The following is a 17,914-nucleotide window of genomic DNA, read 5'->3' as shown; positions in this document are numbered from 1 at the left end:
CCGGGTCGGCTGCGCCCGGCGTGCCGCGGGCGGGTGAGGTCAGTCAGCCGCAGGGGGGGCGATGCCCGGAGTAACCCATCGCGAAATTCCCGTTTCTGACCGCACTTCTGCGTTCGTCCGCGCCCGGCGCGCCGCAGGCCGGTGGTGTGGGGTCGGCCGTAGGGTCGGTGGGTCGGCGGCGAGGCTTGGAGGGCGGCGGGATGCGGATCTACATCACCTCGGTGTTCGTCGAGGACCAGGAGCGGGCGTTGCGCTTCTACACCGAGGTGCTGGGGTTCGTGGTGAAGCACGACGTGCCGTTGGGCGGCGGCGCCCGGTGGTTGACGGTGGTGTCGCCGGAGCAGCCGGCGGGCACCGAGTTGTTGCTCGAGCCGTCGGGACACCCGGCCGTCCCGCCGTACAAGGAGGCACTGGTCGCGGACGGCATTCCGGCCGTCTCGTTCGCGGTGGACGACGTGCAGGCCGAGTACGAGCGACTGCGTGCCCTCGGCGTGGAGTTCACCCAGCAGCCGACCCAACTCGGGCCGGTGACGGCGGCGGTGTTCAACGACACCTGCGGCAATCTGGTGCAGATCGTCCGCCCCGGGCCGTGACCGAAGGGGCGTACCACGTCTCCACCCTTCGATTGCGAAACTTTTGGTTGTCGGTCGCTCTCCGATCATGGAGAATGGCGGGCTGTATCTGGTCTATACGAACGCCCGCCTTGTCCCCTTTCGCAGGAGAGTCACGTTGGCCCGTAGACCACGCCCCCTCGACCCCACCGACGGGCCACTGCAGGCCTTCGCCCATGGCCTGCGCGAGCTCCGGGAGTCCGTCGGCAACCCCACCTACCGGTCCCTCGCCCGCGTCGCCGGCTTCAGCGCCACCACCTTGAGCGACGCCGCCGCCGGTCTGCGCCGCCCCAGCCTGGAGGTCACGCTCGCCTTCGTCGGCGCCTGCCAGGGCGACGAGGAGGACTGGCGCCGCCGCTGGCACCGGCTGGAAGCCGAACTCACCGGCCTCCGTCGCGACCCGGCCGATGCCGAACTCGCCGCTGCGGTACGGGAGTCCACCGCCACGATGACCGCAACCGCCACCGCGACCACTCCGCTCGGCTCTTTACACTCTTTACCCGTACCCGCCGAAACGTTCACCACGGTCTCGCTCGACCTCACGCAGCCGGTGCCGAAACGGCCGTGGCGCGGCCCGGTCGCACTGGCCGCCGGAGTGGTGACGGCGCTGGCGGGAAGCATGCTCGCACTCCACCTCTCCACCGAGAATTCGGACCGGCTGGCCCTGCTCCCGCCCGGATGCCCGAAACCCGTCAGCAGCAAAGGCGGCTTCGGCGGCCGGACGTACACCGACACCACCCGGGTCCGGGACGCGCCCTCACTGGGCGGGCAGGTGCTCCAGGAGCTCCCGGCCGGCTGCCGGTTGAAGTTCACCGCCTATTGCCTGGGCGACGTGGTGATCGACGCCACCGGCAACTCGCCGGACCTGCGCTGGTTCAAGCTGGGCGACGGATACATCTCCTCCGCGGTCGTCCACGGCAACCCGCCGCGCGAACTGCCGCCCGCCGCCTGTCCCGGCGGGCTCCCCGGCCCGTCCGACCTGGCACTCACCGCCCGTCCCTTCGCCGCCGACCCGACCACCGTCGAACTCTCGGTCAGCGGGCACCAGTTGGGCATCGTCGGGTTCGCCGCCTACTACCAGGACCGCGGTGCCGACCGGCCGCACTGGCACCAGCTGGCGATGACCACTGCCAAGCAGGAGTTCCGCACTACCTGGCAGCCCGGCTCGGCCGCCGAGGGGCAGCCGGACGTCCCGGTAGTGGCCGCCGCCTGCCTGGGCGGACAGGCGCCGACCGATGTCTCGGACGCCCTGTTGGTCGGCACCGGGCAGACCGGCCGGCCGGACACCCTCACCGGCGACGCCCTGCAGGCCGCCCGTGCGGAGGCCTGCCGCTATCCGATCAACGGCTGAGCCGAGCGCCGGGGCCCGCCCACCTGCGGGTCCCGGCGAACGGCGGCCGTCGTCAACTTCCGAGCACCTCAGCGGCGTTGCGGACCTGCGTCTCCAGCCCGGCCTTGATCTTCGCCATCCCGGCCGGGTCGGCGTCCACGACTTCCTGCTGGTAGGCGTAGTCGACGCTGTACCAGATCCCCACCACGTTGGCGCGGTGCCGGCAGTCGGCGTCCGCGCCCGCCACCTTCAGCTCGCGCTCGCCGGGCTGCGGGGTGCGCATCCACTCGGAGTCGGACATCGCCGCAAGCGGATCGGTGTACTCGGCGACACCGTGCTCCTTCATGCACGCCGCCCACTGCGCGAACGCGGCCTGCGTGCGCGGATCGTCCTGCGCGGCGCCCATGGTGCGGAACTTCGCGTCGATCGCGCTCTGCGGGTCGCCGATCTGCCCGTCGGGGGTATCGGTCAGCCGACGGTTGGCCTGCCCCAGACAGCCGCGCTCGGGCACCTTGTGACCGTTGATCACCTGCCCACCGGGCCCGAACCGCTCCGTCGGCTTGTCGGTTCCGGTCTCGGCCACCATGACCTCCGGGGGTGGCGTCGTTTTCTGGACGCCGCCGTCGGCGGGCGTGCCGCCCTCCGGGTGGTAGCCCCAGCGGGCCATCAACTGCGCGTTCTGCCGGCCGTACCGTCCGTCGACCCGAGTGGTCGGGGCGTCCGGTTCGCGCAGTTCCTTGGGCGCCGGGGGGAAGTGGAAGTCCAGGCCGAACCCGGCCATGCAGGCGTCGACCAGCTTCGCCTGTGCCTGCTGCACGGAGGCGATCTGTGCCGGGTTGAGCAGGTAGCCGTCCAGCGGCAGCGGCAGCGCATTCGCGGAGTCGGTCACCGGCGCGACACCCACCGAGGGCTTCGGCAGCGGCGGCAGGCTCGCGGAACCGGCGTGCGACGAAGCGGCGTTGGCGCCCGCACAGCCGGCGGCCAGCAGCAGCGGCAGGACGAGCAGGCCGGAGGTACGGCGGGAACGGCGCGGGCGGCGGGGCACGGGCGAATACTCCTCGAAGTCGGGGCGGCGGCAGAGCAGTTGGGGGCCTGGACCGGTCGGGCGGAGCTTCGGTCGGGCGGAGCTTCGGTCGGGCGGGCGGCGCGAACCGCAGCTTCACCGACGTGAATCGGCTGACAACGCGTCGGCTCAGTTGAACCTGCCCGAGGCGTTGGTGTTCTTCAGCGAGGTGTTCAGGTCCACCCTGGACCAGGGCGGGATGGCCTGGCAGGCGACGGAGCAGTTGTAGTTGTTGCTGAAGTAGAAGATGAAGGTGCCGCCGTACCAGTTGTCGACGGCCGCGACGTGGCCCTTCACCGCGACACCGGCACCGGCAGCACCGTTCAGGCCGGCCTGGAAGGTGTAGCCCGTGTAGTCCGGGATGTCTCCGGTCTGCATGAAGTAGGCACCGTAACCGTGCGCGGAGTCGTTGTAGTACAGGCAGACGGCATGGGTGTTCCCGGCGCAGTCGGCGCCGAAGGCCGAAGCCTGACCAGCGTTGACCAGGCCGAGGCCGGCCACCGCGGTGGAGACGCCGGCCGCGGCGATGAGCTTGCGAAGACGCATCCCGTGGTCCTTCCTCGACGACGGTGCCGGAACGTCCGGCACCAAAGCGGCCGCGGGGCCCTCCAGCATTCGGTGACCCCGCTTCGTCGGCCCCGTGACGCGCAGCGCCTGCGGCGGGGCATGGGTGGGTACTCCTCGAAGTCGGGGCGGCGCAGCGACCCCGGCCCGAGCCGACCGGCCGGAGCGGAGCACGGCCCCCGGGTCGCGCGAACGACCCGGGGCCGCAGCTCTACTGACGTTCAGTCAGTTGCTGATGCGTCGGCTCAGCCGAAGCTGCCCGAGGCGTTGTTGTTCTTCACCGAGGCGTTCAGGTCCACCCGGGTGTTGGCCCCGATGGTCTGGCAGGCGACGGAGCAGTTGTAGTTGCTGTTGTAGTAGATCGTGAAGTTGCCGATCCACCGGTTGTCGACCGCCGCAGCGTGGTTCTTCACCGCGACACCGGCGCCGGAGCTGCCGTTGTTGCCGGCGCGGAAGGTGAGGCCCGCGTAGTCCGAGATGTTGGGCTGCTGCTCGTAGTAGGCACCGTAGCCGTACGCCGCGGAGTTGTAGTACAGGCAGGCGTTGTAGTTGCTGCAGTCGACACTGAAGGCCGAGGCCTCACCGGCGTTGACCAGGCCGAAGCCGGCCACCGTGGTGGCTATGCCGGCCGCCGCGATGAGCTTGCGAAGACGCATCCCGTGGTCCTCCCTCAACAGCGGTGCCGGAACATCCGGCACCGGAGTGGTCGCGGGCCCCTCCAGTGATCGGTGGCCCCGCGAAGCCCATCCTTCGTCAGGCCCGTGGCATACCCGTCGCACCTGCGTGGCGTCCAGGAACCCGCCCCGACCTGCGGGTCCGGCTGTCCGGTTGACCGGAATTGATTGATCGGCGGCATCGGCGTGGCTCGCTCCGTCGAACCATGGGTAGGCAGGGGCGATCGACAACTCCCCGTCCCGGGCCGCGGTCCCGGGTCCACCCGCACACGAGGAGGAACAGATGCACTTCGGGATACTCGGCCCCCTGGTGATCTCCGATCACTCCGGACCGCGCCCGCTACCGGCCCCCCGCCAACGCGTCCTGCTGGCGGCCCTGTTACTGCGGCCCGGCTTCGTTCCGAGTGACACGCTGGCCGAACTCGTCTGGGACGGCCGCCCGCCGGCCGGTGCCGCCACCACGCTGCGCAGCTACGTGATGCGGCTGCGGCGCGCCCTCGGGCCGCTCGGGCCGCGGCTGGAGACCGGCTCCGGCGGCTACCGGCTGTCGATCACCGATGCCGAGCTCGACGCCCACCGGTTCGTCCGGCTGTACGAGCAGGGCGCGCACGAGGTCCGGGAGGGCTGTCCGGGCGATGGCCTGAGCTCCCTCGATCAGGCCCTGGCGCTGTGGCGCGGCCCGGCACTCGCCGACATCGCCTGTGCCGTCCTGCACCACGAGGAGGCCGTCCGCCTCTCCGAACTCCGCCTCGATGTCCGCGAATTGCGCGTCGAGGCGCTGCTCCGTCTGGGCCGCACCGGCACCGCCGTCGCCGAGCTCCGCAAGCTGACCGCACGCCACCCCGACCGGGAACGGTTCTGGGCGCTGCTGATGACGGCGCTCTCCCGCTCCGGCCGCCCGTCCGAGGCCCTCGCCGCCTACCACCGGGTCTGGCGCCATCTCGCCGACGCCATCGGTGTCGAACCCGGTCCCGAACTCCGCGAGGTGCACCGCCAGATCCTGCACGGCGGCACCGCGGTGCTCACCTGGGCCGCGTCCTGACGCCCGTTCGGCGAACCCCGGCGGCCACCACTCCGGTCGCGGGCCGCTACCCTCACCGCGTGGTGTACGAAGAGACGCGCACGGACGCGAGCTGGTGGGGAATCGTCAAGTCGCGGGCTGCGGCCTGCTGGTGGCGGCTGTTGCTGTTGGCTTTGGTGCCGGTGGTCGCGGAGTGGACGTTGGGGTTCATCGGATCGGCGGTCGAAGCCCCGTTGGCGATCACCCTGGTGCTGCCGATACTGGTCGGGGCGGCGGTCTCGGCCCTGGTGTGGGCGCCGAAGCTGGAGCTGCTGTCGGGCCGCCGGGGCCTGCTGGGTAGGGCGGGGGCCGGGGTGGCGTTGCTGGCCGTGGCCCTGCTGGTGCCGCGCGCCCGCCACTTGGTGATCATGACGAGCTTCCTCTTCCCCGAGTCCACCCGCAACAGCGCCGCTTCCGCGCTGCTGCTCCCGCCGGGCGGCATGGTGCTCGATCTGGCCGCACTGCTCGGCGCGATCGCACTCACGCTGCTGCCGACGGCGGTGCTGATGGAGGGTGCGGGCGTGCGCCGGGCCTGGGCGGTGCTGCGCGGCGACTGGCGGACGGTGCTGCGCGTCATCGCCATCACGCTGATCCCGGCAGTGGTCTCGTCGTTCGTGCTCTCGATGGCGATGTCCTCGTTCTACAGCGGCTTCAGCTACCTCTATGTGATCACGATGCAGCTGACTCAGCCACTGGTCAACGTCCTGATGGATGCCGTCACCGCGGTTCTGCTGTACGCGACTTGGCAGTGCGCGGTGGCGGCGCGAGACGCCAACGGCGCGGGGCGGGCCGCGATGTGACGTGACGTCAGGTCCGGCTCCGGGCAAGGATCCGCTCGGTGACCAGGTCGGGCGCGTCCATCGGCAGCGAGTGCCCGGCGTCCGGGACGATCTCCACCCGGGCACTGGGCAGCACGCGTTCGAGCCGGGCGGCGACCTCCGCGGAGTCGTGCAGTGCGCTGCGTGCGCCGAGCAGGAACAGTGCGGGCAGGTCTATCCGGCGCAGTTCCTCGTCGGTGAGCACCGGCGGGACGGGCAGGGCGCGACGGAAGCCCATCGCGGCGCGGGACAACCGCGTCAACTCCTCTTCCAGTACGGCACTGTTGCCGACCGCGCGGGCCAGCCGGGGCCGCAGCGCGCGGGGTGCGGACGCGGCGAGGCCGCCGGCGATCAGCCAGGCGTAGAAGCGGAAGCCGAAGCCGTTGAATCCGGCCGGGTCGAGCAGCGTCAATGCGCCAACCCGGCCCGGGTGGTGCAGTTGGTGCTGGAGCGCGACCCAGCCGCCGTACGAGCAGCCGACCAAGTGGGCGTCGGTGAGGCCGAGTTCGGCGAGGACGCCGTCCAGCCAGGCGGCGGCGTCCGCGCCGTCGGCGATCGGCGCGGTCTGTGTGCTGGCGCCCGGTTCGCCGATCGGGTCGAGGGCGAACACCGGGTGGTGCTCGGCGAGTTGGCCGAGGTGGTGGTGCCACATCAGGGAGTTGCCGCCGGAGGCCGCGAGTAGCACGATCGGCCGCCCGCTCTCGGTGCCGGTGCGGTGGACGCGGGTGGTGCCGTACGGCCCGGGGACGTCGATGGCGGTGCGCGGGCCGGGCCAGAGGGTGGCCAGGGCATGGTCGTAGGCGGCCTGGAATCGAGCGGCGGCCTGGGCGTTCCTGAACTCGCTCATTCGCATGGTACATGTGTATCACGGCATGATACGGGTGTACCAGGGAGGCCGGATCATGAACACGAAGGTCGAACACGAGGAGCGCCGACGGCAGATCGCCGAGGCGCTGCTCCGGATCGCCGACACCCAAGGACTGCAGTCCGCCAGCATGCGCGCGGTCGCCGCCGAGGCCGGCGTGTCACTGCGGCTGGTCCAGTACTACTTCGAGACCAAGGAGGGCCTGCTGCTCGACGCACTCGCCCGCCTCGGCGCCCAACTCCAGGCCCGAATGGCCCGCTGGATCGCCGCCGCCGGCAACCCGCCCACCCCGCGCTCGCTGATCACCGCCGTGCTGGCCTGCATCCTGCCCACCGACGCCGAGAGCCGGCGCATCGCCCGCACCTACACCGCGTACTACGCCCTGGTCCTCAACGACCCGGCGGCGCTGGAGAAGCACGGCACCGGCCAGGCCGACCTGCTGGAGTCCTTCCTCACCAAGCAGCTCCACGCCGCCCAGCAGGACGGCTCCCTCTCCCCCGCCCGCAACCCCGAGATCACCGCCGCCGGACTCGCCGCCATGGTCAACGGCCTCGGCCAGAGCGTCCTCGGCGGCCAACGCGACGGCGAGGCCGCGCTCGCCGTCCTCACCCACCACCTCGACGAGCTGTTCGCGCCTGCTGGTTGAGGCGTTCCCTGATCTCGTCCGCCCGGGCCCGCGCCGCCTCGGCCTCCGCTGCTGCCTTGACCCGGTCGTCCTCGAAGAGGAACACAGCCGCAAGCGAATCCAGCAAATCGGCGATCTTCTCCCACCAGTCGGCCAGCTCGCGGGGCTCCGCGCCGGTCGGCCGCTGCGACTTCACGGCCCGCAGGCGGACCAGGGCGGCTTTGAGAGCGGGGTCGACCACGAGAGCTTCTTCCGGGAGCACGCTGTTGACCCCATCCTGCACCAGGTGTTCGTGCCTGCCGATTGACGATCCGTCCGGTCGGCCCCGACGCCGGTCGTCGAGGTACGTGACCGCGCCGCCGGACCGGCCGCGCCCGGCCGACTGCCGACCCCGTGGAGCACTACGGGCGGCGGCGATCCCCGAACTGGCTGTTCCGGCCCGCGAGTCGAGCGGCCCCGGGTAGGTTGCCCGGCATGAGTGATCATGGAACTGTCGCCTGGCCGCCCGCTCCCGTCGCCACCGAGCGGCTGGTGCTCCGGCCGGCCGAGGCCCGCGACCGGGCCGCGTTCGTCGACCTGTTCGCCTCGCCGGAGGTCGGGACGCACATCGGGGGCGCCCGCCCGCGCGAGGAGTTGGAGCGTGCGGTGCCGGAGGTGCCCGGGCAGCGGTCCGGGGTGTTCGTGGCCGAGCTCGACGGGACGATGATCGGCCTGGTCACCCTGGAGGTGCGCCCGGCCGACCGCCCCGGCCGCGTCCGTCCGGAGGGCGGGGAGGCCGAACTCGGCTACATGTTCCTGCCGCAGGCGTGGGGCCACGGGTACGCCGCCGAGGCGTGCACGGCCGCGCTCGAGTGGTTCGACGGCGCGCTCCCCGGCGAGCCGATCGTGCTCTGCACCCAGACCGCCAACGACCGGGCGATGCGGCTCGCGACGAAGCTCGGGTTCACCGAGGTCGAGCGGTTCGAGGAGTACGACGCCGAGCAGTGGTTCGGCGTCCGCCGGCCCCGCTGAACCCCCCAGCTGCGCACTGCCGTTCAGGATCAGGGCGTGCGGTAGGTTTTCGGGCATGACCGATCTTGGAGTCACCGCCTGGCCGCCCGCCCCGATCCGCACCGAGCGGCTCGTCCTCCGCGAGCCCGAGGCCCGCGACCGGGCGGCGGTGGTCGACCTGTTCAGCTCGCCCGAGGTCCGTACGTACCTCGGCGGCGCCCGTCCGCGCGCGGAGGTCGAGCGGGCGGTGCCCGAGACGCCGACCCGGCAGCCCGGCCTGTTCGCGGTCGAGCTCGACGGCACGGCCATCGGTCTCGTCACGCTCGACCGGCGCGACGCGGACCGCCCCGGCCACGTCCGTCCGGAGGGCGAGGAGGCCGAACTCAGTTACCTGTTCCTGCCGCAGGCGTGGGGACGCGGGTACGCCGCCGAGGCGTGCACGGCCGTCCTCGGCTGGTTCGACGGCGCGCTTCCCGGCGAGCCGGTGGTGCTCTGCACGCAGTCCGCCAACGACCGGGCGATGCGGCTCGCGACGAAGCTCGGGTTCACCGAGGTCGAACGGTTCGAGGAGTTCACCGCCGAGCAGTGGTTCGGCGTCCGGCAACCCCGCTGAACCCCCCGCCTACGCACTGCCGTTCAAGATCAGGGCGTGCGATAGGTTTTCGGGCAGCCGGCCCCTGACCGTCCTCGCGGCGTGCACGGTGCTCTCCGCCGCGACCGAGGTCGGCCAGACCCTGCTGGGCACGGCCGCGCCTGCGACGGAGCGGACCTCGTCGACAACGCACTCGGTGCGCTCATCGGCACGGCGGCCGCGGTCGTCTGGCTGTGGCTCCGCCGTCGCGGGCCGCTGTTCGGCCGCCGTGACGTGCTGCACGGCCTGGCCACGACCGGCACCGGCCTTGCGGCAGTCACGGCCGTCATCTGGCTGTACGTGCCGCTCCATCACGATGCGGCGGGCTTCGGCGTGGTTGCCGCGGCTGACGAGACCGAGGTACCGCGAGGGGGCTTGACCCCGACGCTGACCCCGACGCTGACCCCGACCGACACCCCGGGCGCCTACCTGCTCAGCTACCGCCGGTCCAACGCCGACAACGTGCAGATGGCCGTGCGCGTGGACATCACCGTCTCCACCTCCGGCCGGGTCATGTCTTCGTCCGTACACCGGGGCGCCGACCCCCGACCGTAGGGTTTGCGGATGCCCGACGCCGTCGCTGTCACTGAGTTCGCACGCCGACGCCGTCTTCGACCTTGCCGACGCCGACACCGTCATCACCGTCCGCCACCCGTGAACGCGACCCGCGAGGGCTCAGTCCAGGAGCAGTCCCATGTAGTACTCGCTGACTCGGCGGCCGTGCACGTCGAGCGCGGCCCTTCGCAGCCCCTCGACCTGGAAGCCGCACCGCAGATAGAGACCGAGAGCACGGTGGTTGTGTTCCATCACGGTGAGTTCCAGACGGCCCATCCCGCGCGAGCCGGCTTCCCGGATCGCGCTCTCCATCAGCGCCCGGCCCAGGCCCCGGCCGGCGTGATCGGCGCGTACACCGGCCACCACGTAGCCGCTCCGGCGGGCCCGGGTGAAGGGCAGTACGGTGACATCGACATAGCCGACCACCACCGGCCCGGTCAGCGCCACGACCAGATACGACGGGTCCCGGCCGTCGGCACAACCGGCCAGACGCGCCTCCACCGACTCCGGATCGGGCTCCCGCTCGCCGGGCTCCAGCAGCATGAACTCCGATTCGTGGTCCAGCGCCTGCTGCAGGGCCACCAGAGCGGACGCGTCCTCAGGACGCGCCAGGCGGATCGAAGAACCAGTCGTTGTCACGCGCCCAGCATGTCAGACACCCGACCTTCCCTCACACGGCACAATCGTTCCAAGACCGTCTCCGGCCCCACCCGGAGCTTGCCGAACGCGCCCACCTGTGCGACTCCTTGGCCGGCCTTCAACTCAACTCCCTTCCGAATCAGGAGAAATCCGTGACCGTTGTCGAACACGAACTGACGACCCCCTGGGAAGGGGTCCTGATGGAGCCGGCCGCGGGCAACGGCACGGGCGTCCTCGTGCTGGCCGGGTCGAGCGGGCGGGTGGACCGCGTGCGGGCGAGGCTGCTCGCCGAGCAGGGGTTCCTTGCGCTGGCCATCCGTTGGTTCGGCGGGCCGGGGCAGCCGCCGGGGATCTGCGAGGTGCCGCTGGAGACCTTCGTGGCGGCCGTCGATCTGCTGCGAGCCCGTGGCGCGGAACGTATCGGCATCCTCGGCGTGTCGAAGGGCGCCGAGGCCGCGCTGCTCACCGCGGTCCACGAGCCGCGTGTCGACGCGGTGGTGGCCCTCTCGCCGACTTCGCTGGTCTGGTGCAACGTGGGCCCGGGGCTGGACGGGCAGAACCAGCCCTGGCGGTCCTCCTGGACGTGGCAGGGGCGGCCGGTGCCCTTCGTTCCGCTGGCCGGCGACCGCTGGGAGCCCGAGGGGCATGGCGACGGTCCGGTGTCGATCCTCGGCTGGTACGAACTCAGCGAGCGGACCTACGCCGAGCGCCTGGACGCCGCCGCGATCCCGGTGGAGAAGATGTCCGCCGAGCTCCTGCTGGTCGCGGGCGGCGACGACCAGATGTGGCCGTCCCTGCGCTATGCCGAGCAACTGGCCGCACGCCGCCGGACAGTTGGCGCCCAGGTCCGCCTGGTGAGCCGCGACGACGCCGGACACCGGCTGTGCTTCCCGGGCGAAGGCCCCGCCACACCCTCGGCGGTCTTTGATTACGGAGGGACGGCCCACGGCGAATCCCTGCTCGGCGAAGCAGCCTGGGCCGCCATGCTCGACCTGCTTCGTCGGGGGCTCAACTCCGGCTGACAGAAGCCGACTTCGCCGCGACGCCGCTGCCGGCCGGGCCGGCGCACAAGGGCCGCCGGTAACGTGGCGCCCCATGACTTTGCACCGGCGCCGCACCTCCCGCATCCTGCTGCTCGACGACCGCGACCGCCTGCTGCTGCTCTGCGGCCGTGATCCGCGTCGTGACGGCGCCCGCTGGTGGTTCACCGTCGGCGGCGGGATCGAGGACGGCGAGGACGCATTGGCCGCCGCCGTACGGGAGTTGCGCGAGGAGACCACGCTGACGGTGGCGGCCGACCGGCTCGGCCCGCTCGCCTGGACGCGTCGCACCCGGTTCAGCGTCGACGGCCGGCACTTCGACCAGTCCGAGGAGTACCGCCTCTGCCGCCTCACCGCCGCCGAGGCGGCAGCGGCGCGGATCGACACCGAGGAGGCCCGCTACGGCCACCACTGGTGGAGCATCGAGGAGTTGGCCACCACCGAGCAGACCGTCCGCCCCCGCCGGCTGGCCCACCACCTGACCGAGCTGCTCCGCGACGGCACCGGCCAAGTGCCGCTCCACCTGGGCGACTTCGACGAGGACGCGGACTCGGGGGCCGGGTGACGGGCAGGGGTCGGAGCATCGTGCGGACCCGGGCGAGCAGCAGCGAGCACCGGAACCTGCTCGACCGGCACGCCGCCCGCTTCCCGGCCCTCACCCGCGCGATCGCCGCCGGCGCGTTCGCCCCCCGAGCCCGCCGACCCGCTGGAGTTCGGGCTCGACCGGATCCTGGACGGCGTCCAGGCTCTGATCGACTCCTCAAATCACTGACGCCGCAGGCGGGTTGTCGGCCAGACGGTCGGCAAGGGCGCAGACCAGCGCGGCGGTGACCAGGCAGACGACCATCGCACGGAGCAGGCCGCTCTCCGGGTAGGTGTCGGCGACCGCGTACAGAGCCAGGTACGCTGCGCCGAGTCCGGCCGTCGCGGCGAGCGCGAGCGGCAACAGCGCGGACCGGACCTGGCGGTGGCAAAGCGCGCCGACGGCAGCCAACAGGCCACCCACGAGGGCGACTTGAAGGTGCGCGAAGCCCAGGCCGTAGCGCACCGCCAGGGCCGGTACCAGGAACAGCACCAGGCCGCGGCGCAGCACCGTGGCGAGCGCGGCCGTGGCCGGACCGACCGGCCTCGGGGTGGTGGGCCGCCACCGCGCGGTGACCGCCAGCACGGCGAGCCACAGCAGCGCCTCGGGCCAACGGGTGCGCAGGTGGGCGGAGTTGTAGAGCAGCGCGGTGTCGTACACCACCATCACCAGCCCGCCGAGTGCCCACAGCGAGACGGCGAAGTGCAGCAACCCTCCCAATCCGGGCCGGAGTTCCAGTCCCCGGTCACGGTCGCGGCGGGCGAGGGTGAGCACCAGCGGGGCCGTGACGGCGGCGGAGACCGCGCGGATCAGCACGTCCTGGACGGTCCACGGGTTGCGCAGCGCCCACTCCACCACCCCGAACACCACCGTGTAGGAGAGCGCGGCCGCCCACGCGAGCGGCGCGGACCCGAGCGCCGCCCGGTACAGCGCCGGGCTGAGCCGCCGCAGCGCCGTCCCGTACGCGAACAGCACGAACGGCAGCTCCAGGAACGCCTGCACGCGCAGCACACTCGGCCCGAACAGCCGCGGCGTGGGCATCCACTCGGCCAGCGCCCGCACCACCGGGTTCCCCACCGGCTGGGCGAACCACCCGGGAGGCAGGTAGCGCGCCACGAACGACGCGTCCCCGCCGTGCACCCTCACCACGTAGGCGGCGCACACCAGTTGGTTGAGGTACACGGCGCCCACCACCACCGCCAGCCCCACCTCGGGCCGCACCGTCCACCCGGCCCGCACCGGCGGCGTCCCACCCAACACCCGCGGCCCGAACCACAGACCGGTGGCGACCGACAGGACGACGGCGAGATCGATCAGCAGCACGGTGGGCGACATTCGCCAGATCATAGGCGCACGATCCATCCCGTCCGCCACAACTCCGCCGTACGGCGTGCGAGGTGACACGCCGGCCCGTAGCCTGGCTTCGTTCGAGGGGGGATGACCCACCCGGTCCGCCCAAGGAGGCCCAGGCCGCACCGAGTTGAGTCGGGTGAGACTCGTCCGAAGGCTCCCGGGTTTCCCTTCGCGATGACGGCCGGCGGCTAGATTACTGATCAGTGCAAGAGCTGATCGGAGATCTGTGTGAGCGTCCTGCTGTCCGTGGCGTCGACTGCCGGCCTGCCCGCCCTGAGCCTGCGTCCCTGGCAGGCCGACGACGCCACCGCCCTTGTCGCCGCGCACCGGGATCCTGCCATGCGTCGATGGCTGATGACGGTGATCAACAGCGAGGCCGACGCGCGTCGTTGGATCGACAGCCAGCAGTTGGGCTGGGCTTCCGGCACGCGCTTCGGCTTCGCCGTTTCCGAGAACGACGACGCGGGTTCCGGCCCGCCGGTCGGCCATGTGACGGTGAAACTCAACGACTCGGGCGGCGCGGAAGTGGGCTACTGGACGGCGGCGGACGTTCGTGGACGGGGGCTGGCCTCCCGGGCGCTGGAGGCGGCCGTCGGGTGGGTGCTGGCCAGCGGTTCTTCGGTGCCGGTGGTGCGACTGGAACTCTTCCACGCGGTGGACAACCGCGCGTCCTGCCGGGTGGCCGAGAGGTGCGGCTTCGACCTTGAAGCGGTCCTTCCCGCCCGACCGCCCGCGTTTCCGTCCGAGGGCCACCTGCACGTCCGCACCGACTCCGCCCGCCCCTGACGAGCTCGCCGTGGCCCCGGTCTCCCCTCGCGGCAACTCGTTTGGTGGACTGCGGCGACCGCTGCTACCTTTCCGGTGGCCGTGAAAGAGAACGAGGAGGTGGTACCCGTGAACGCAGTATCGACATGGGTGCTCCCCTCCGGGGTCACGGTCGGGCGATAGGTCGTCGTCCGGGAGCGCCATTTGTGAGCACTCCCGAAAGGCACGACCATGCACTTCACTTCTGAGCAGCGTTTCGACGACGGCGTCGTCGAGCGCGAGTTCACCCTCGGCGAGATCCCCGGCATCCTGTGGACGCCCGCGTCCGCCTCCGCGTCCGAGCCGGCGCCGCTGATCCTGATCTGTCCCCCGCCGCTCGGGCTGGGCAAGATGTACCCCCGGTTGGCGGGGCGGGCCCGGTACTACGCGGCGGAGTACGGCTTCGCCTCGGCCACCATCGAGCTGCCCGGGAGCGGTGACCGTCCCCGCTGGGCCGCCGCCGACCAGGCGCGCGCCGACCTGCGTCGGGCGATGGAGGCCGGCGAGCCGGTCAGCGAGGAGATTGTCGACGCGCTGATCCTCCCGCTGGTCGAGAAGTCAGTCCCGGAGTGGCGGGCGGCGCTCGACGACCTCCTTGCGTTGCCCGAGATCGGCGGCCCGGTCGGCTACGAGGGCGGAATCATCTCCATCGGCGTCCGGCTGGCGGCCGTCGAGCCGCGCATCGCGGCCGCCGGCCTCTTCGCCGGGAGCCTCGTTCCCGCCGCCATCGTCGAGGAGGCCCGGCAGGTCACCATCCCGCTCCAGGTCCTCCTCCAGTGGGACGACGAGGGCAACCCCCGCCAGGCCGCCCTGGACCTGTTCGACGCCTTCGGTTCCAAGGAGAAGACCCTGCATGCCAACATGGGCGGCCACACCGGCGTCCCGCACCACGAACTCGACGCCGGCGCCCGCTTCTTCGCCCGCCACCTGAAGTGAGACGACGTCCGCAGGCCGGCACCATGCGGTAGGCCGTGCCGGCCTGCGGACGCCCGCTCGGCGAGCGCCGCAGATCCCCGATGGAGTCCCCCACGGCGCCGGCCGACGTTTCAGGAGCAGACCCCGGAAAAGGGTCTACGCCACTACGCCAGTACTGGGCGATCATGAAAACCATGGAAAGTGCAACCGGACCGGAGCCGCTGGGCATCTGTGTCGTGGCCAATGTCGCCCAGGAGACCAGTCACGGCCACGGTGGGCTGGAGATCCGCCGGGGGCTACAGCACTTCGCGCCGGGGGCGAAGGTGTGGATCGCGCCGCCGGTCTGGGGCGACGGAGGCGAACGCGTCATTGTGTCGGGACGTCACCAAAGCAACAGCCGCACCGGTACATACGGATCGTGGTGGAGAGCCGATTCCTGGAGAACTTCCGGGTCCGTGCCGTGTACAGCCCGGCGCTGGTCCGCGCGTTGACCCAGCTGGATCCCGGTGATGAGAAGGAGTACGGCGCCCGCTGGTTGTGGCCTGCGGAACAGGCGGAGAGCTGGGCCCAGGACTGGAACAAGCCGAAGACCGGATGAACGGCCACCACACCGCCGCCGGCCTGAGCACTCGGACCGACCCGCCTGGCCGCTGGTGTCGCCGGCGCCGAACTGTCGTTCGGTGACGCTCCGTTGTCGTAGGGCGGACAAGCGGGCGGCGTAGCAAGCGTCCGGCGCGGGGCGAATTGGGGGCGGCCGGGGCGGCGGCAGGTAATGGCTTTCCATTCCCGAGTGGGTGCAATCGGGGGGCGGCGGGCCGGCGTTCGTGCGGAGGCAAAGCAGGCAGATTCGGGGCGGGGCGCTATCGGATCGGGCCGCAATTCGGGGGCATTCCGCGGCGGACCGACCCGGCATCACGGGTGCGCCCGCGCACCGTCGCGCGGTGGACTGGACCAGCGCCCGAATGCCCCCGGACAGGGGTCGCGAGACGGTCGGCACCAGTTGGGGGGCTTGATCACGGACGGTGATCAAGGTCTGGGCGCGGGGAGTTCACAGTTCAGTTACAGGTCTCTTGGGAAATCGACTCAACAACCATTGTGGGGCCGGGGGGCTGAAGGTAGAGTCCCGGTTCGCCGAAGCACGGACGGGCACCTCTGGGCATTTATCTTGGAGCGCGCATGTCAAAGAACGGTGGCATCAACAGATCGGGCTCCGATCTGTTGGATGCGTTCGCGGAAACCGTTCTCCGGTGGCCCGAGCGAGCCGCGATCGAGTCTCCCGAGCACACTCTCAGCTACCAGCAACTCGCGTTATCTGCACAGCGGTTGGCCGATCGACTGAGTGGCCGGCCGGGGCCGGTCGCGGTGTCGGCCGGGCATCGTCCGGACACTGTGGTGGCGCTTCTGGGCATCCTGATGGCGGGCGGTGTGTACGTGCCGCTCGACCCGGGGTTCCCGGTTGAGCGGCAGCAGCGGATGGCCGCGGCGGCCGGCTGCCGGTTACTGGCCGGTCGCGGGGCTGGCGCGCAGGCCGATCAACTCGGGCTTCCGTACCTCGAGTTGGATGACGAACCGGCCGCAGGGACGGCAACGGCCGTCGCGCCCGACGAACCCGCGTACGTCCTGTTCACCTCCGGATCGACGGGGCAGCCCAAGCCGGTGGTGACGCCGCGGCGGGCGATCTCGGCCGCGGTCGGATCGCTGCGCAACCTGTTCGAAGTCGGGCCGGACGACCGGGTGTTGCAGTTCGCCTCGCTGAACTGGGACACCTGTTTCGAGGAGATCCTGCCGACGCTGACGGCCGGTGGCCGGCTGGTGTTCGATCCGGAGGCGCACTCGGCGTCGTTCGCCCGGCTGTTACGGATGGTCGAACGGCGCGGCATCACCGTACTGGACCTGCCCACCGCGTTCTGGCACGAGCTGGTCCTGCACCTCACCGAGGACGGTGAAGGCGCCGAACTGCCGCCGCGGGTAAGGCTGGTGGTGATCGGCGGCGAGGCCGCCAACCCGGCCCGGCTGGCGGACTGGAGCCGGCTGAAGGGCAGCTCTCGGATCCGATTGCTGAACACCTACGGCTGCACCGAGACCACCCTGATCACGCACGCCGTCGACCTGCTCGGCCCGCGCACCCGGCAGCCGGGCCGCGTCTGGGATCCCGCCGAACGCGCGCCGATCGGACGGGCGCTCCCCCACGTGGACGAACTGCTCACGTCCGACGGCGAGTTGCTGATCGGCGGGCCCGCGATCGCCACGGGCTACCCGGGACTGCCGGAGGCCACCGCCGAACGGTTCGTGCTCCGCGACGGGAAGCGCTGGTTCCGGACCGGCGACCGTGCGGCCCGGGACGAGGACGGGGTGCTGACCCCGCTGGGGCGGCTGGACCACGAGGTGAAGATCCGCGGCATCCGGGTCGATCCGGCGGAGGTGGAGGCCGGACTCGGCACTCACCCGGGGGTCGGCGCGGCAGCGGTCACCGCCACCACGCTGGCCGGACGGGCCGCCCTGGTCGCGTACGTCGTCCCGCGCACCGGCGGGCCCGACCCCGCGCTCGCCACCGAACTCCTGCTCTACCTGCGGGAACGCCTGCCGGGCCACCTCGTCCCGAGCCGGATCACCGTGGTGCCGGACCTGGTCCGCACCGCCAGCGGCAAGGTCGACCGCGCCGCCTCGCACCGCCTGCACAGCGCCGCCCCGCGCTGAGCCACCCTCCCTCCCCGCACGCGCCGGAGGACTGCTCATGAATCTGACGCCTCGTCAGATCGCCTGCTCAGCAACACCGTCGCGCCCCACGCACCGC

The 17,914-nt window shown here is 71.6% G+C and carries 21 protein-coding genes; 14 read left to right on the top strand and 7 right to left on the bottom strand.

Annotated features, from left to right (window positions below; all coding sequences use genetic code 11):
- The first annotated feature begins 200 nt into the window (after nucleotides 1–200).
- Nucleotides 201–593 carry a VOC family protein gene (locus tag ACFYST_RS02470; protein WP_387859343.1) on the top strand — a complete coding sequence of 131 codons (393 nt, stop codon included), beginning with the start codon at nucleotides 201–203 and terminating at the stop codon, nucleotides 591–593.
- A gap of 136 nt (nucleotides 594–729) precedes the next feature.
- Nucleotides 730–1,962, top strand: a complete 1,233-nt coding sequence (locus tag ACFYST_RS02465; protein ID WP_387859342.1) for a helix-turn-helix domain-containing protein — start codon at nucleotides 730–732, stop codon at nucleotides 1,960–1,962.
- 52 nt (nucleotides 1,963–2,014) lie between these two features.
- On the opposite strand, the gene ACFYST_RS02460 is transcribed toward ACFYST_RS02465, so the two are convergent.
- The 3 genes from ACFYST_RS02460 to ACFYST_RS02450 form a co-directional block, all read right to left on the bottom strand.
- On the bottom strand, nucleotides 2,015–2,986 hold the full coding sequence (locus ACFYST_RS02460) for a hypothetical protein (RefSeq protein ID WP_387859341.1): 972 nt from the start codon (nucleotides 2,984–2,986) through the stop codon (nucleotides 2,015–2,017).
- A 147-nt stretch (nucleotides 2,987–3,133) separates the two neighbouring features.
- Nucleotides 3,134–3,550, bottom strand: coding sequence for a hypothetical protein (locus tag ACFYST_RS02455; protein WP_387859339.1), 417 nt, complete (start codon nucleotides 3,548–3,550; stop codon nucleotides 3,134–3,136).
- Nucleotides 3,551–3,813: 263 nt separating this feature from the next.
- Nucleotides 3,814–4,224, bottom strand: coding sequence for a hypothetical protein (locus ACFYST_RS02450; RefSeq protein ID WP_387635469.1), 411 nt, complete (start codon nucleotides 4,222–4,224; stop codon nucleotides 3,814–3,816).
- Nucleotides 4,225–4,525: 301 nt separating this feature from the next.
- Between ACFYST_RS02450 and ACFYST_RS02445 the strand changes: the two genes are divergently transcribed.
- Nucleotides 4,526–5,284: a BTAD domain-containing putative transcriptional regulator gene (locus ACFYST_RS02445; RefSeq protein WP_387859337.1), complete on the top strand. Its 759-nt coding sequence runs from the start codon at nucleotides 4,526–4,528 to the stop codon at nucleotides 5,282–5,284.
- 59 nt (nucleotides 5,285–5,343) lie between these two features.
- The gene (locus ACFYST_RS02440; RefSeq protein ID WP_387859336.1) at nucleotides 5,344–6,102 is read left to right on the top strand and encodes a hypothetical protein; all 759 of its coding nucleotides are present in this window, start codon (nucleotides 5,344–5,346) and stop codon (nucleotides 6,100–6,102) included.
- A gap of 7 nt (nucleotides 6,103–6,109) precedes the next feature.
- Here ACFYST_RS02440 and ACFYST_RS02435 read toward each other — a convergent pair whose 3' ends face one another.
- On the bottom strand, nucleotides 6,110–6,967 hold the full coding sequence (locus ACFYST_RS02435; RefSeq protein WP_387859335.1) for an alpha/beta fold hydrolase: 858 nt from the start codon (nucleotides 6,965–6,967) through the stop codon (nucleotides 6,110–6,112).
- A 55-nt stretch (nucleotides 6,968–7,022) separates the two neighbouring features.
- On the opposite strand from ACFYST_RS02435, the gene ACFYST_RS02430 reads away from it, so the two are divergent.
- Nucleotides 7,023–7,631, top strand: coding sequence for a TetR/AcrR family transcriptional regulator (locus ACFYST_RS02430; RefSeq protein ID WP_387859334.1), 609 nt, complete (start codon nucleotides 7,023–7,025; stop codon nucleotides 7,629–7,631).
- Here the strand turns inward: ACFYST_RS02430 and ACFYST_RS02425 are convergent.
- Complete coding sequence (locus ACFYST_RS02425) at nucleotides 7,591–7,851, bottom strand: hypothetical protein (protein WP_387859333.1); 261 nt, start codon at nucleotides 7,849–7,851, stop codon at nucleotides 7,591–7,593. The genes ACFYST_RS02430 and ACFYST_RS02425 overlap by 41 nt on opposite strands.
- 233 nt (nucleotides 7,852–8,084) lie before the next feature.
- Here ACFYST_RS02425 and ACFYST_RS02420 point away from each other — a divergent pair, with 233 nt between their 5' ends.
- The 3 genes from ACFYST_RS02420 to ACFYST_RS02410 all read left to right on the top strand — a co-directional run bounded on the left by ACFYST_RS02420 (nucleotide 8,085) and on the right by ACFYST_RS02410 (nucleotide 9,786).
- The gene (locus ACFYST_RS02420) at nucleotides 8,085–8,621 is read left to right on the top strand and encodes a GNAT family N-acetyltransferase (RefSeq protein WP_387859331.1); all 537 of its coding nucleotides are present in this window, start codon (nucleotides 8,085–8,087) and stop codon (nucleotides 8,619–8,621) included.
- 55 nt (nucleotides 8,622–8,676) lie between these two features.
- Entirely contained in the window at nucleotides 8,677–9,213 is a 537-nt protein-coding gene (locus ACFYST_RS02415) for a GNAT family N-acetyltransferase (protein WP_387859330.1), read from the top strand.
- 81 nt (nucleotides 9,214–9,294) lie between these two features.
- Nucleotides 9,295–9,786 carry a hypothetical protein gene (locus ACFYST_RS02410; RefSeq protein WP_387859329.1) on the top strand — a complete coding sequence of 164 codons (492 nt, stop codon included), beginning with the start codon at nucleotides 9,295–9,297 and terminating at the stop codon, nucleotides 9,784–9,786.
- A 120-nt stretch (nucleotides 9,787–9,906) separates the two neighbouring features.
- Here the strand turns inward: ACFYST_RS02410 and ACFYST_RS02405 are convergent, their stop codons facing one another.
- The gene (locus ACFYST_RS02405; RefSeq protein WP_387859327.1) at nucleotides 9,907–10,425 is read right to left on the bottom strand and encodes a GNAT family N-acetyltransferase; all 519 of its coding nucleotides are present in this window, start codon (nucleotides 10,423–10,425) and stop codon (nucleotides 9,907–9,909) included.
- Between the two features lie 152 nt (nucleotides 10,426–10,577).
- On the opposite strand from ACFYST_RS02405, the gene ACFYST_RS02400 reads away from it, so the two are divergent.
- On the top strand, nucleotides 10,578–11,447 hold the full coding sequence (locus tag ACFYST_RS02400; RefSeq protein ID WP_387859326.1) for an acyl-CoA thioester hydrolase/BAAT C-terminal domain-containing protein: 870 nt from the start codon (nucleotides 10,578–10,580) through the stop codon (nucleotides 11,445–11,447).
- Between the two features lie 73 nt (nucleotides 11,448–11,520).
- Nucleotides 11,521–12,030, top strand: a complete 510-nt coding sequence (locus ACFYST_RS02395) for an NUDIX hydrolase (protein WP_387859324.1) — start codon at nucleotides 11,521–11,523, stop codon at nucleotides 12,028–12,030.
- A gap of 195 nt (nucleotides 12,031–12,225) precedes the next feature.
- Here the strand turns inward: ACFYST_RS02395 and ACFYST_RS02390 are convergent, their stop codons facing one another.
- Nucleotides 12,226–13,383, bottom strand: coding sequence for a hypothetical protein (locus ACFYST_RS02390; protein ID WP_387859322.1), 1,158 nt, complete (start codon nucleotides 13,381–13,383; stop codon nucleotides 12,226–12,228).
- A 246-nt stretch (nucleotides 13,384–13,629) separates the two neighbouring features.
- On the opposite strand from ACFYST_RS02390, the gene ACFYST_RS02385 reads away from it, so the two are divergent.
- From ACFYST_RS02385 to ACFYST_RS02370, 4 genes are all read left to right on the top strand, one after another.
- Entirely contained in the window at nucleotides 13,630–14,187 is a 558-nt protein-coding gene (locus ACFYST_RS02385; protein WP_387859320.1) for a GNAT family N-acetyltransferase, read from the top strand.
- A gap of 210 nt (nucleotides 14,188–14,397) precedes the next feature.
- The gene (locus tag ACFYST_RS02380) at nucleotides 14,398–15,141 is read left to right on the top strand and encodes an alpha/beta hydrolase (protein ID WP_387859319.1); all 744 of its coding nucleotides are present in this window, start codon (nucleotides 14,398–14,400) and stop codon (nucleotides 15,139–15,141) included.
- Nucleotides 15,142–15,538: 397 nt separating this feature from the next.
- Nucleotides 15,539–15,718 carry a hypothetical protein gene (locus ACFYST_RS02375; RefSeq protein WP_387859318.1) on the top strand — a complete coding sequence of 60 codons (180 nt, stop codon included), beginning with the start codon at nucleotides 15,539–15,541 and terminating at the stop codon, nucleotides 15,716–15,718.
- A 578-nt stretch (nucleotides 15,719–16,296) separates the two neighbouring features.
- Nucleotides 16,297–17,817: an AMP-binding protein gene (locus ACFYST_RS02370; RefSeq protein ID WP_387859317.1), complete on the top strand. Its 1,521-nt coding sequence runs from the start codon at nucleotides 16,297–16,299 to the stop codon at nucleotides 17,815–17,817.
- The last annotated feature ends 97 nt before the right edge of the window (nucleotides 17,818–17,914 follow it).

This window comes from Kitasatospora sp. NPDC004614, from assembly GCF_042873675.1.
In the GTDB taxonomy this organism is placed as follows: domain Bacteria; phylum Actinomycetota; class Actinomycetes; order Streptomycetales; family Streptomycetaceae; genus Kitasatospora.
The sequence above is the reverse complement of the archived record's forward strand: the minus strand, read 5'-3'. Positions and strand labels throughout refer to the sequence as shown.